This is a genomic window from Parapedobacter sp. SGR-10 (assembly GCF_011030405.1).
Taxonomy (GTDB): Bacteria; Bacteroidota; Bacteroidia; order Sphingobacteriales; family Sphingobacteriaceae; genus Sphingobacterium.
This window is the reverse complement of sequence record NZ_JAAJTJ010000008.1, coordinates 15,242-29,602: the sequence shown is the minus strand read 5'-3', so window position 1 is coordinate 29,602 and position 14,361 is coordinate 15,242. Positions and strand designations below refer to the sequence as shown.

Annotated in this window: 10 protein-coding genes; 8 read left to right on the top strand and 2 right to left on the bottom strand. The window is 43.0% G+C overall.

From position 1 onward, the window contains the following. Positions 1-56 precede the first annotated feature (56 nt). Positions 57-818 carry a tRNA pseudouridine(38-40) synthase TruA gene (truA, locus tag G5B00_RS08020; RefSeq protein ID WP_317168838.1) on the bottom strand — a complete coding sequence of 254 codons (762 nt, stop codon included), beginning with the start codon at positions 816-818 and terminating at the stop codon, positions 57-59. A gap of 891 nt (positions 819-1,709) precedes the next feature. Here truA and G5B00_RS08015 point away from each other — a divergent pair. Together G5B00_RS08015 and G5B00_RS08010 are read left to right on the top strand one after the other, a co-directional pair. Continuing rightward, positions 1,710-2,183 (top strand): DUF4293 domain-containing protein, encoded by a 474-nt coding sequence (locus tag G5B00_RS08015; RefSeq protein ID WP_163873201.1) that lies wholly within the window; start codon positions 1,710-1,712, stop codon positions 2,181-2,183. Next, positions 2,180-2,641 carry a hypothetical protein gene (locus tag G5B00_RS08010; RefSeq protein ID WP_240894425.1) on the top strand — a complete coding sequence of 154 codons (462 nt, stop codon included), beginning with the start codon at positions 2,180-2,182 and terminating at the stop codon, positions 2,639-2,641. Before G5B00_RS08015 ends, G5B00_RS08010 begins: the two co-directional genes overlap by 4 nt. Positions 2,642-2,791: 150 nt before the next feature. Here the strand turns inward: G5B00_RS08010 and G5B00_RS08005 are convergent, their stop codons facing one another. Continuing rightward, positions 2,792-3,403, bottom strand: a complete 612-nt coding sequence (locus G5B00_RS08005) for a hypothetical protein (RefSeq protein WP_163873198.1) — start codon at positions 3,401-3,403, stop codon at positions 2,792-2,794. 273 nt (positions 3,404-3,676) lie between these two features. Here G5B00_RS08005 and G5B00_RS08000 point away from each other — a divergent pair, with 273 nt between their 5' ends. The 6 genes from G5B00_RS08000 (at position 3,677) to G5B00_RS07975 (ending at position 13,754) form a co-directional block, all read left to right on the top strand. Beyond that, the gene (locus tag G5B00_RS08000) at positions 3,677-6,409 is read left to right on the top strand and encodes an alpha-L-rhamnosidase (RefSeq protein WP_163873196.1); all 2,733 of its coding nucleotides are present in this window, start codon (positions 3,677-3,679) and stop codon (positions 6,407-6,409) included. 187 nt (positions 6,410-6,596) lie between these two features. Continuing rightward, positions 6,597-7,670: an L-rhamnose/proton symporter RhaT gene (gene rhaT, locus G5B00_RS07995; RefSeq protein WP_163873191.1), complete on the top strand. Its 1,074-nt coding sequence runs from the start codon at positions 6,597-6,599 to the stop codon at positions 7,668-7,670. A gap of 91 nt (positions 7,671-7,761) precedes the next feature. Continuing rightward, complete coding sequence (locus G5B00_RS07990) at positions 7,762-9,894, top strand: bifunctional aldolase/short-chain dehydrogenase (RefSeq protein WP_205966356.1); 2,133 nt, start codon at positions 7,762-7,764, stop codon at positions 9,892-9,894. 87 nt (positions 9,895-9,981) lie between these two features. Beyond that, positions 9,982-11,256 carry an L-rhamnose isomerase gene (locus tag G5B00_RS07985; RefSeq protein WP_163873188.1) on the top strand — a complete coding sequence of 425 codons (1,275 nt, stop codon included), beginning with the start codon at positions 9,982-9,984 and terminating at the stop codon, positions 11,254-11,256. A gap of 121 nt (positions 11,257-11,377) precedes the next feature. Further along, on the top strand, positions 11,378-12,718 hold the full coding sequence (locus tag G5B00_RS07980; RefSeq protein WP_163873185.1) for an FGGY-family carbohydrate kinase: 1,341 nt from the start codon (positions 11,378-11,380) through the stop codon (positions 12,716-12,718). 367 nt (positions 12,719-13,085) lie between these two features. Beyond that, positions 13,086-13,754, top strand: coding sequence for a hypothetical protein (locus G5B00_RS07975; RefSeq protein WP_163873182.1), 669 nt, complete (start codon positions 13,086-13,088; stop codon positions 13,752-13,754). The last annotated feature ends 607 nt before the right edge of the window (positions 13,755-14,361 follow it).

The following is a 14,361-nucleotide window of genomic DNA, read 5'->3' as shown; positions in this document are numbered from 1 at the left end:
AGTTTGCTGTCATAAGTCTTTCCTATAATCTTGTCTTGCTTCACGTTTTGAATGATCTACTGTTGAATGTAAGGATAGACGATTTTTGTCAGATATAATCCATGTGCAGGTACCGATACACCCGCCTTTGACCTATTTTGTGAGGCAATGACTTCATCCAGATATGCGATGGGTTTGCCTTTTAGTCCCACTTCAAGTAAAGTGCCAACTATGGCCCGAACCATATTGCGCAAAAATCGATCCGCAGTGACATGAAAAACCATGCCGGTTTTGCTTTCTACCCAACGGGCCTCCTTGATTGTACATATATTGGTGAATACCTGAGTGTTGGACTTGCTGAAACAGGTAAAATCCTTTGTACCCAATAGGTGTGCACATGCTTTGTTCATTTTGAGGATGTCTGGCTTATCCCTTAATAACGTGGATCTGTTCACGAGGAAGGGATTTTTTTCAAAATGAATATGATACTCATAAGAACGTTCTGTGGCATCAAAACGGGCATGCGCATCTGTATGTACGGGAATAATTCGGTGGATAGCGATGTCAAAGGGCAACAATGCGTTCAGTGCATGCACGCACTTTGCAGGATCATTTTGCAATAGTGGGTGGTCGCTGTCCACATGCACAAAAAGCTGACGGGCATGAACACCTGTATCGGTACGTCCGGCACCAATGGTCTCTGTCTCCTCCCGTAAAAAGGTGTGTAGTGCGCCATGGAGTTTTTCCTGCACGGAGGTGGCGTTAGGCTGTACTTGCCAACCATGATAAGCTGTGCCGTCGTAGGATATTTCCAAAAAATAGCGATTTATGCCTTTCACGGAACAAAGGTAATGATTTCCCTCTTAGCCCCAAAGGGGACATTTACTATCCTTTTAATGCCTTCTCTGTAACGCATACCTGTTTGGTAGGCAGGTGTCTTATCTTTTTATTGTATAAAGGGAGGATTAATTTATGCGCTTAGATTCTGTTTTTTCCACTCCACTGCCTCTCCGTCTTCATGGCCAGACGGGCCTAGTCCTTGGAAGCACCCAAGGACCAAGGTGCTGTGTCCAATCAATGTGGTCTGTCGCACAGGCCACTCCTCACGTCAGCAGATACCGTCAAGGCTGGGAAGAATTCCGAAGCCTTAGGATGGGGCTTCGGAAATAATCCCTAGGCCTAGCCCATCCCACAGTCCCCGGTATCTGCTGACGTCTGCCACCTCTTGTGATTGGACGGGGTGCATTCTATAACGGATAGCTTATCTTTGCATGTAATGTGCTGATGTGCAGGCAAAGTAGTCTCGTATTAGACACCGCTCGTCCATTTCACCAGCATCGGCAGGAATAGCCCTGCAATGGGAGGTTGTGCGGTGGGATGCCCCTAGCTCCGTTCAGTTTTGTTGATGGATGGTGCGCAAAGGCCCTAGGGAGACAAAACCAAGGGCAGCAGTTGCAGGGCTATTGAGCGTTGGAATTGTGCGAAAAGATGCCTTGAAATGGACAAGCCTTTTGGTGACTTTTGGGCTTCAAAAGTCACGAGGCCGTCCGCCGGCGAGGACGGAAAGGTTTGAGTGTAGGACGATCCGTAAAGGGTTGCCTAAAACAATCCTCCGTTTATTTTATACTATCAATAAAAACAAAGAGACCTTTGCCTTGTAGCACATACTATAAAATTTTAAGACACAAAGAGAGATTTGTATATTTGTGTCAGCGAAATTTTTTACTACTATGATACAACGCATTCAATCCATTTGGTTATTATTGGCAGCTTTGGTTCTTTCGGGGCTGTTTATATTCCCTTATTTGAGTTATATAGATTTGGTCGGATTGGGCAAACAATTGTATGTGACCGGATCCTATTCTGCCGTCAACAACGAAGCGATTAAGCAAGAGAGCCATTGGTTGCAAACCATTGTGACGATCCTATTGATCATTCTCCCGATCTATACTATTTTCCAATATAAAAACAGAAAGCGTCAGATCCTGCTGATTTTTATCGAAATTTTCTTGATAGTGCTTTTTTGGATATTGTTGTTTTTCTCTGCACACAGCACATTGTCTCTTATTTCCCAGCCTTTTGGTGCAGAGAATATAGGTGTGGGTTTCTTTTTGTTGCCTGTAGCGATCATTTTGCTTGCCATGGCAATCGGAGGTATACGCAAGGACGAGAAATTGATCAAGTCAGCTGATAGATTGCGATGATGAAAAAGCTGTTGCTTGTCGTATTGTCCGCAGTTTGGGGATTCGTTTGCTATGGACAGAAAGGGAATGCAGAACCGCTAGTTGTGGATGATATCCAGATTGATGTGAAAGAGGTAAAACTGTCGGCTACCGGTGATACGGCTATTGTTGATCTATTCTTGATTTCCTATAAAAGAGGCGGTCGGGAATTTAAATTGAATACCTTTGCCTCTGGTATAATCGATTCTCAGGGGAAACCTTATCTATACAGCTCTGTACAAATGGGACGGGTAAAAATCACCTTGTCTGATCGAAAAAATTATATGCATTATTTCATGGAGGAGGACGTGCCGGTATCCTTGCAGATCAAAACTGCTTCATGGAAAAAACAATGGGGCAAGCCTCAACAAGTCAAACTGACGTTTGAAGATAGTACAGAAGAAGGGAAGTTTCTGGAGGTCACTGTAGATCTGTTGTAGGGGCAAATAATTATTTGCCCCTACTGTCACTATCCGTAGTGTTGAACGAAGTGATCACTATGGATTTATGATTTACGGGAGTCTCAGACTCCCTTTTTCATAGCTGAGTTCGTAGACACCCTGCGGAAGTCTACGGACAGTAAAAGTATTTTACGAATTCCTTTTCAACTGCTCGTCCAACAGCTGACGCTTCAAGAGTTGTTCCTTTTCCATAGATTTCTTACGCAAGGTCTGTAACTCTTCTTGTAGTTCTTCTACCGTTTTTTTGTGTTCGACAGTATCTACTTTAGCTTTTCTAAATGCGCCGAAAGAAGATAGAAAGGCTAATCCCAATATCACGATGATCGACCATACCAAAGTGTGGTAGGAACCTTTGGAAAAATCTATGCCCAAAAAAGATATGCTATTGGTCTTGGCTTTTTCGTTGCTCAATTGTGTCTCAAGAGATGTGATAGTATCCTGAAGGTTTTTGACGGTAGTCTCGGCACCGGATGAAAAAGCTTTTAATTCAGCAATCTCTTTGGTATATCTTGAAATGGAATCCAGCACATTTCTGCGTACAATATCCAGATTTGTTCGGCGTATCAACTTGAATTCGGAATCCTGTGACCGGGACAGATTGCTCAACATGGTGAACTGCTCATTCAGTGTACCTTGCTGTATAGCATAGGGCAGTGAGGGCTTGGTGGGCTGCTGTTGCTGTGCAGTGGAGGTCAAGACTACGAATATAAAGGCCAATAAAAAGTAGTATTTGTGTAGCATAAGTGATGATGTTTTATCCGGTTTTTCTGTGTTTTATATCAAATCCTTTGCCAAACTTAGACAAAATCACTTTTATATACAATATAATTGGGCCCCTTTGTTCGTTTGGGTACATGACAGTCCATGACGGTTGCGCGTATTCTTTTGTTACCTTAGAGGTTTAATTATAATCTACAATTTTAATTAGGGAAAAGGAAAGAATTTGTTTACGCTACTTTTTGGGAAATACATTTAAAATATTATACGACCATCAGCAATTGAATAAATAACTATATGAGAACCCGAATAGTATACCTACTATTGATGACGGCCATAGTGTCTTCATCGTATTCACAGACAGTATTGCACCTTTATGACTTGACATTGGACCATCGGGAGAACCCGATAGGTGTGGATAATCCCAAGCCGCGCTTTGCATGGAAAATTAAATCCCAAAACAGAAAGGTCCTACAGACACGATATGAACTACGGGTCGCAGCTAATGAGAATGACCTCAAAAGGGGGAAGAATCTGATTTGGTATAGCACAGCAGATACCGAACAGTCTTTGCACATCGTGTATACCGGGCCAAAATTGCAATCAAAGCAACAATACCTTTGGCAAGTACGTATCCGGGATAACCAAGGAAATCTGTCTGCATGGAGTGAGGTACAGCGTTGGGAGATGGGATTGTTGGACAAGAAAGGTTGGTCTGCTGAGTGGATAGAAGCCGGACAGGTAACCGAAGGCAAAGTCGGGCCCCCACCCGTATTTTTTAAAGATTTCGAAATCCCGTCAACCGTTCGTTCGGCACGATTGTATGTGACATCCTATGGTATCTATGATGTCAGGCTCAACGGACAAAATATCAGTGACCACCTTTTTAGTCCCGGGTGGACTAGCTACCACAAACATCTGCAATATCAGACTTATGATGTTACTTCATTGCTTAAGAAGGGTCGGAATTCCTCTTTGGTAACTGTCGGAGACGGCTGGTATAGAGGTTTTTTGGAATGGAGAAGAAAACGGAATTTTTATGGAAAAGAAGTAGCTCTTTTATACCAGTTGGAGATCGATTTGGCGAATGGGAAAAAGATATCGGTCAATTCCGATGGTACCTGGAAATCCTCATTTGACGGCCCTATTCGTTCCTCGGATATATACAACGGGGAAACGGTAGATACACGCATAGGCAACGATGTTTCTTCCATCAAATTTGTAGATGGCGTACGCATTGTGGATTATGGATTTGATCATCTTGTGGCGCAGGAAGGATCTCCGGTAAAGAGGCATGAGCAGCTAAAACCCGTCAGTATTTCAGAAAATGGAAGAGGAGAACGTATCGTAGATTTCGGACAGAACCTAGTAGGCTGGGTTCGCATCCATATCAAAGGAAATAGCGGAGATACCTTAATACTCCACCATGCCGAGATTTTGGGTAAAGATGGGGATTTGTATACACAAAACTTACGGACAGCAGCTCAGGAAAACAAGTTTGTATTGAATGGACAGGAACAATGGATAGAGCCTAAGTTTACTTTTCAGGGCTTTAGATACGTGCGGATATCAGGAGCAGCAAGTCGGAATATCGGTAAGGACGATCTAACGGCTGTTGCAATCTATTCTGCTATGAAACCCACAGGGTCCTTTACATCATCCAATGATTTGATCAATCAATTGCAGAGCAATATCCTGTGGGGGCAGAAAAGCAATTTTTTAGATGTGCCTACAGATTGTCCTCAGCGCGATGAACGTTTGGGTTGGACAGGAGATGCTCAGGTATTTTTCAATACGGCCGCCTATAATATGGATGTTGACTTGTTTTTTAGAAAATGGTTGAAGGATGTCGAGGCCGATCAATATGAAAATGGCAACGTGCCTGCCGTCATACCTGCGACGAGCAAGAGGGGAACTGACGGATCTGCCGGTTGGTCGGATGTTGTCACCATCATCCCTTGGCAGCACTTCGTGGTTTACGGAGATACGGCTTTGTTGGCCGATCGATACAATAGTATGAAAAAATGGGTAGAGTTTGTAAGGAGTGAAAGTGAGAATGACCTTTGGAAACGTACTGTCCATTATGGCGATTGGCTTTTTTATACGATGGCAGATGATCGAGATGGTAAAGCTGCTATTACTGACAAGGCTTTGATTGCACAAACTTTTTATGCGGCATCAACTCAGAATCTGATCCGTGCTGCCCAGGTTTTAGGCAAACGTGAGGATGTCGCTCAATACACAGCGTTACTGTCGCGGATTAAAGCAGCATTTTTGAAAGAGTTTGTGACTCCTTCAGGAAGATTGGTGTCAAATTCACAGACTGCGTATGTGCTGACTTTGAATTTTGACCTACTGCCTGAGGATATGCGTGCTCAGGCAGCACAGCGACTCGTGGACAATATCAAACAATACAATTATCATATTACTACGGGATTTTTGGGTACTCCATATATCAATCATGTCTTGAGTAGGTTTGGACATCATGATGTGGCATTCAGGCTGTTGTTGCAGGATACATACCCTTCGTGGCTATATCCCGTCAAAATGGGTGCAACAACGATATGGGAAAGGTGGGATGGCATTAAGCCGAATGGTGATTTTCAAACTGCAAGTATGAATTCTTTCAATCACTATGCATATGGAGCCGTCGGGGATTGGATGTATAAAGTAATGTTGGGTATACAGCCAGATGATTATGCCCCTGCCTATAAACATGTTCATATTTCACCGTACGTAGGAGGAGGTTTTACCCATGCCAAAGGAAGCCTGGAGACGAAGTATGGATTATTGGAGTCTGGATGGAAAATAGAGAATAATACGATGTACTTCCATGTCAGTATTCCGGCCAATACAACAGCCAAAATAACGTTGCCCTCATCGGTAGGAGTCGAGATATTTGAAGGAAATACGCTTATCGAATCGCATAAAGACATCAAGGCTTATACAAACGATGTTGGCGACATCGTCTGCGAAGTAGGTTCGGGAGATTACAATTTTAAGTATATGTTGAACAAAAGTGGAGGTTGATATAGTCTTCTGCTGTATTAAATACACGAATTCTTTGTGTCTATTTACCGAGTATACGGAAAGGTTTGTACGGGAGCGTTATGATTTACGCATATGCCCTACCTACATGACAGTCCATAACAGTTTTGGCTATTATTCCTTTTACCTTAGGGCTTTATTATGAATCTATAAACTATACAGGCAATTTATGAATGCATTAGCAGGTGTTATATTTCACTTTATAGGCGGGTTTGCTTCGGGGAGTTTTTATGTTCCGTACAAGCGGGTAAAGAGTTGGTCCTGGGAATCCATGTGGATTCTCGGAGGTCTATTTTCCTGGATACTTGTTCCGCCTTTGGCTGCCTGGGTTACTATACCCGATTTTATGGAGATCATCCACGAGGCAGGTATGGGTGTTGTGGGGTTTACCTATTTGTTTGGCCTGTTGTGGGGTATAGGTGGCTTGACCTACGGTTTGGGCGTCCGGTATCTCGGTGTCTCGTTGGGTAGTAGTGTGATGTTGGGGTTGAGCATGGTATTCGGTTCGTTGATGCCTGCTGTATATTATTTTTTCAATAGAGCCGAAGGTAAGCACGGGATAGATTATTTCTTTACGACAAATGCAGGAATAGCGGTTATGGTCGGACTATTGGTCTGTATCATTGGTGTATATCTCTGTGGTAGGGCTGGAGTGTTGAAGGAGAAAAGTTTGTCCTCGCTGTCCGTAGAGGCCAAGTCGGGCTATAATTTTGGTATAGGGATCGTTGTCGCTATTGTATCGGGAATTTTGAGTGCGTGCTTCAACTACGGTATCGAAGCGGGCAAACCGATGGCCGATATGGCCAACATGCTTTGGAAAGAAGCCAATCCGGGTCAAGGTGAATTTTTGTTCCAGAATAATGTCAGTTATGTCGTGATCCTGTGGGGAGGTTTTACGACCAATTTTATCTGGTGTGCATATTTATTACTGAAAAACAGATCTTACAAAAACTACGCCAATTCCAATGCTCCTTTGTCAAAAAATGTGCTGCTATGTGCCTTGGCCGGAACGACCTGGTATTTACAGTTTTTCTTCTATGGTATGGGAGAAAGCAGATTGGGCAACGGGGCGAGTTCGTGGATATTGCATATGGCCTTTATCATCTTGATATCGAACGCCTGGGGTGTATTGCTCAAGGAATGGAAAGGTGTGAATAAGTCCACATACACAGCGATCATTGCAGGTATCGTGACGATTATTCTTTCAATATGTATCGTCGGATTTGCGAAGACTTTGGAATAACCAAGTGGTAAGTGGACAGTGGTAAGTGCTCAGTTTCTGACTACTTACCACTTATCACTGACTACTAAAACACTGATAACTATAAAATAAAATGGAATTGAAAATAGATAATATCGTGAAAACATACCAATACGTAAATTACTTGTGGGACGAACAAAAGGCAGCATCTTTGCAAGGGGACGAAGTGGCCTTATTGTTGTACCGGTCGAATTTGTTAGGATCAGACCTAAGAATTACGAATTATGGGGGAGGCAATACATCTTGCAAAGTCAGTGACAAGGATCCGCTCACAGGGCAAGACGTCGAAGTTATGTGGATCAAAGGTTCGGGAGGAGATATTGGTACGTTGACCAAATCCGGTTTAGCGGCCCTTTATGTCGATAGGTTGCGCAACCTGGAAAATGTATACCGGGGAGTTGCGTATGAAGATGAAATGGTCGAACTCTTCAACCATTGTATCTTTGACCTGAGCTCAAAAGCCCCTTCCATCGACACGCCTTTGCATGGTTTCTTGCCTTTTGCGCATATTGATCATCTTCACCCCGACGCGGCTATTGCTATTGCGGCAGCAAAAGATGGCAAAAGAATTACGCAAGAATTATTTGGAGGATCAATAGGATGGGTAGATTGGCAAAAACCCGGTTTTGATCTAGGTCTTCAGCTGAGAGTTTGTTTGGAAGAAAACCCCGGTATTCGCGGTATTATGTTGGGTTCCCATGGTTTATTTACATGGGGAGATACAGCTTATGAGTGTTATGTCAATTCATTGGACGTCATTGAAACCTGCGCCGAATATTTGAGCCGAAACTACGGAGCGGGACGCCCGGTTTTTGGCGGACAGAAAATCGAAAGCCTTTCATCCGAAGAGCGTCTGGGACAGGCTGCACGAATTGCGCCTATATTGCGTGGTTTCTGTTCAAGTGAAAGACACATGATCGGTCATTTTACGGATGATGCAAAAGTATTGGAATACATCAACTCTCAAGATTTGGAACGTTTGGCTCCTTTGGGAACCAGCTGTCCGGATCATTTCCTGCGAACAAAAATCCAACCCTTAATCTTGAATCTGGACAAATCTGAGGATTTGCGTGATGTAAATGCGATCAAGGCGAAGTTGCAACCGCTATTCGAAGATTACAGGGCGATGTATACGAGGTATTATGAAACCTGTAAGCATCCGAACAGCCCGGCTATCCGGGACCGGAATCCGGTCATTATTCTTTATCCCGGTGTAGGTATGTTTGCTTTTGCCAAGGACAAGCAGACCGCTCGTGTGGCCGCGGAATTTTATATCAATGCCATTAATGTGATGAAAGGGGCAGAAGCCGTCAGCGAATATACATCATTGCCGCGACAAGAAGCGTTCAATATCGAATACTGGCTGTTGGAAGAAGCTAAGCTGCAACGTATGCCAAGGCCAAAGGCATTATCGGGCAAGGTAGCGCTGGTCACAGGCAGTGCAGGGGGGATAGGCAAGGCCATTGCTAAAAAATTTGCCCAAGAAGGTGCTGTAGTGCTCTTGAATGATCTCAATGCCGAGCGTCTGGCTACGGCAAAAGAAGAATTTGTAGATTTGTTTGGGAAAGATGCTGTGGAGACGGCTACGATGAACGTCACCGATGGGGTGCAGATTGATGAAGCTTTTAAGAAGGCCACCTTGGCTTTTGGGGGTGTGGATATTGTGGTCAACAATGCAGGACTATCTATATCGAAGACCATCGAGGAGCATACCCAAAAGGATTGGGATCTGCTGTATGATGTATTGGTCAAAGGACAGTTTTTGGTGACCCAAGCTGCGACAAAGGTATTGAAAGCGCAGGATATAGGAGGTGATATCGTCAATATCGTCAGTAAAAATGCTTTGGTCAGTGGACCGAACAATGCAGGGTATGGTAGTGCAAAGGCTGCTCAATTGCATCTCAGCCGATTGAATGCCACAGAACTGGGGCCAGTCGGGATCCGTGTTAATATAGTCAACCCAGATGCGGTCATCTCCGATAGCAATATCTGGGCCGGAGGATGGGCCGAAGGACGAGCCAAGGCGTATGGTATCACCGTAGATGAATTGCCTGCATACTATGCGAAGCGGACGTTATTGAACGAGGTTATTTTGCCAGAAGACATCGCGAATGCATGTTTTGCTTTTGTAGGTGGACTGTTGAATAAATCTACAGGCAACGTGCTGAACGTGGATGGTGGAGTTGCTGTGGCGTTTGTGCGGTAGTCTGAAAGAGGTACACGCGGCACGCGTGCACCAGCGATGGCGATAGAGCCGCATAATTATGCGGCTCTACCGATAAAATTTTAAAAAATGAGATTAGAAAAAAATACAATAGATCAACACAATACGCTATTGGAGCAAAAGCATCGCAAAGCGTTTGCTTATATTTCGAATGATATTGCACAGGTAGAAGAAATCATCGGTAAGCTTCAAAAATTCCAGATTGCTATTCCGAGTTGGGCGCTGGGCACAGGAGGCACCCGATTTGGGCGTTTTTCGGGTGGGGGAGAGCCTGGCGTATTAGAGCAAAAGATTGAGGATGTAGGCCTGTTGCATGCGCTGAACCGATCCAGTGGGGCCATTTCGCTGCATATTCCCTGGGATATTCCTAAAGATGCCGAAAAGATAAAAGCATTGGCAACATCCTATGATCTGGTATTCGATGCGGTCAATTCCAATACGTTTCAGGATCATCCTGAGCAGCAACACAGTTATAAGTTTGGCTCCTTGCATCATGCGGATCCACGGGTAAGGCAGCAGGCCATTAATCACAATATTGAAGTCATTCGGTACGGCAAGGAGCTTGGTTCCAAAGCACTGACCGTATGGCTGGCAGACGGTTCTTCATTTCCGGGGCAGTTGAATTTCAGAGAAGCGTTTCAACGTACGCTTTCCAGTTTGCAGGAAATCTATAAACATTTACCAGAGGATTGGAAACTTCTTGTCGAATACAAAGCGTTTGAACCATTTTTCTACTCCATGACCATTGGCGATTGGGGACAGTCTTTGTTGTTGGCAAACAAGCTAGGGCCTAAAGCATATACCTTAGTGGATTTAGGACACCATTTGCCCAATGCGAATATCGAGCAGATCGTTTCCTTATTGCTGATGGAGCAGAAATTGGGTGGTTTCCATTTCAACGATAGCAAATATGCGGACGATGACCTGACTGCGGGTAGTATCAAACCGTATCAATTGTTTTTGATTTTCAACGAACTCGTAGAAGGTCTGGATCATCAAGAGGTAGATCATGCAACAGGATTGGTCTGGATGATTGATGCTTCGCACAATCTTAAAGATCCTTTGGTAGATTTGCTGCAATCTGTTGAAGCTATAAAAATAGCATATGCCCAGGCTTTACTGGTGGATCGTATAGCATTGAAACAAGCTCAGCAAGATAATGACGTGGCCTTGGCCCAGGAAATTTTGCAAGCGGCTTATCGCACGGATGTACGGCCATTATTGGCTGAGGCCCGTTTACGGAGCGGTGCCGCTTTGGATCCTGTTGGATTGTTTCGTGAACTCAAGATTCGGGAAAAGCTGGTTGAAGAGCGTGGTGACAACACGGTAGCAACGGGATTGTAAAATTTGGAAATGTGCGGATTTGGAGATTTGGAAATGAACAGTATAAAGGCATTTTCAAATTTACAAATCATCAAATTATCTCATTATATATTAATTCATAATTCATAATTCATAATTTCCAATGACACCGGTAATCGCCATATTCGATGTAGGGAAGACAAACAAAAAACTGTTCTTGTTTGACGAACATTATCAGATTGTTTTCGAACGATCTGCACGTTTTTTGGAGACTATGGATGAGGATGGCGATCCTTGCGAAAATCTGGAAAGTCTGCGACTGTCGGTATTTGATTCCTTGCATGAGGTATTTCGTAGAGAGGAATTTGATATCAAAGCGGTCAATTTTACCTCTTATGGAGCCAGCTTTGTGTATATTAATGAAGCAGGTCGACCTATTGCACCTCTTTACAATTACCTCAAACCCTTTCCTGCCGATATCCAACAGCAACTGTATACAGACTATGGAGGAGAGGAACAATTTTCCCTGGATACAGCTTCCCCTGCATTGGGGAGCTTGAATTCGGGATTGCAACTGTTGCGTATCAAAGAGACCAAGCCCGATATTTTCAATGACATAAAACATGCACTACATCTTCCCCAATACCTAAGTTTTTTGATGTCGGGGAGGGTATCTACGGATATGACCAGCATAGGTTGCCACACAGCTTTGTGGGATTTTAACCGTAAAGATTATCATCAATGGGTCAAAGATAAGGAACTGGAGAACAAGTTTGCACCTATTCTGAAAGGAGACGAAGTTTTTGATTCTACATTTTTGGGCAGTGAGTTTAAAGTTGGTATAGGACTGCATGACAGTTCATCTGCACTCATTCCATATCTATTGAATTTTCATGAACCTTTTGTGCTCATATCTACCGGTACATGGTGTATTTCGTTCAATCCTTTCAATGATAGTCCTCTGAGGGCAGATGAATTGAAACAGGATTGTCTTTTTTACCTATCCTATACGGGCTCTCCCGTAAAAGCTTCCCGGTTGTTTGCCGGATACGAGCATGAAGTGCAGTCTAGACGAATTGCAAACTATTTTCAGGTTTCCCCGGCAAAGTTTAAGAGTTTGCGGATCGATTGGGATATTATTGCAAAGTTGCAGAGCCAAACCATTTCCTCGTCTCTGGATGCTTTTTCGAAGACTGACTTGGATATATACAAGGATTATGTCGAGGCTTACCATGCGCTGATCCTGTTTTTGGTCCATGCTCAATTGGCGTCTACGGGATTGGTCATGCAGGGAGATCGTGTCAAGCGGATCTTTGTGGATGGCGGTTTCAGCAGGAATGATATTTATATGAATCTCTTGGCCAGATCCTTTCCTGAGATGGAAATATACGCTGCTTCCATGGCGCAGGCCACGGCGATAGGGGCCGCCCTGGTGATTCACCGGGAATGGAATAAACAGGCGATTCCGAATGATATTATTGAGCTGATGTATTATAGAGGATGATGCAGACACATCTTCTTGTAGCAGGACACAGCAGGTTGCGAGGTATCTATGTACTTACTATACTTGTACTAGCATTTGATTTCAACCAAATTATAAAATTCGTTTTATAGTTCGTAGTAACTCTAAATAGGGTTAGTACAGGATACTTTATTCAATGATTTTCTTTGGTAGATTGTACACGTACGTTACCTTAAAATAAACCTTACATGAACGTATATTCTCAAAAAACAACAGTATATCTCGAATGAAGAAGTTGTAAAGACTTGTAACACTTTCCTTCAAAATCTGGGTAAGCTGTATAATCTAAAATTTCAGAATAGATAAAGTCATAGCTGTTAAATTGTTAATTTTTAAAATATATAGTGAGATGAAAAATGTATTTGTATGTATGATTGCCGTAGTACTGCTGTCTTTAGGATATGGAAAAGCGGCGCATTTCAATGATAAGTTGGACGATCAGCCACAAGATCCCTGGGTAACCAAGGAAAGTACGCACAACCCGATAGGGGAACAATGGAAAGTATTGCGTGGAAAATGGCAGAAGAAAGAAAGCGGAGAGATTATTGCCGCGCGCTCTCAAACGGATAATAATGCGATAGATCTGCTTATGGTACAGAAACAAGAAATTAAGGGAGATAAATTTTCGATATCTGCAAAACTTAAAAATCTGGCATCTGCCAAAACAAGCCTGATCGGTTTGGCTTTCCATGTACAAGATGCAAACAACTACTATGCATTTCGATTTAATGCAGCTGATGAAGAAGGAGGGTATATACAGATTATACGTGTTATCGAAGGCAAAGCGCAACAAGTGTTTGTCCAGAGACATGAGGGAAAGATAAAGGAAAAAGAATTTTATGTGGTCAAAATTAATTCTGATGAGCTATATTCCTTCTCATGGTCTATCTCTGATCTCGAGGGCAATGTGATCGTGGAAGGAAAAACCAAAGACAGGTTGAAGCAATTTAAGGGAGGTTCTGTCGGGATGTATGCACATTCGGCCGGTGAATTTTCAGATTTTTCTCAATCGAGATAAGACCACTCACTGTGTGTCAAGCTAGATCGCTCGAAGTATAGAGAACAGGCTCAATACAACTGTTTGATGCCTTCAAGAGAAACGTACAGGCTGTATACATTAAAGACACTCTTGGACAATATATTAGAGACTTTTAGCCTTTCACCGTGCAGTTGTCCCTCATTTATGGATAGTCTTCTGATCTTGACACTATACTCAGTATATCTAGATTTCGCTAATCTCTCGCCTACGATAGTTGCGTTGTAGAGATATATAAAATCAGTCGTGCTAAGATGAAAAAGACATTTGTAATGCCAACCAAAGCTATCAAAACTTAAAAGATATGTGCACAGGATAACTGTCGATGGTAGGTTTGTCAAGCTAAGTAGTTATATGGGCTATGCCGTTGGTTAGAGGGAGCCTTAACATATATCATGGATTTGAGGTATTAGCATAGTTGAGCAGGACATAGCAGGATGGATAAGTAGGCTGGTCTTTTTACATTTGAATACATCAATTTGTAAACGGTGGAGAAAGTGTAAAATGCTTTACACGAGATTACGATAAACTAAAAAGCACTAAATAATCTTATTTTCAAGATAACAAAATAGATTTTTGAGTTATGTGA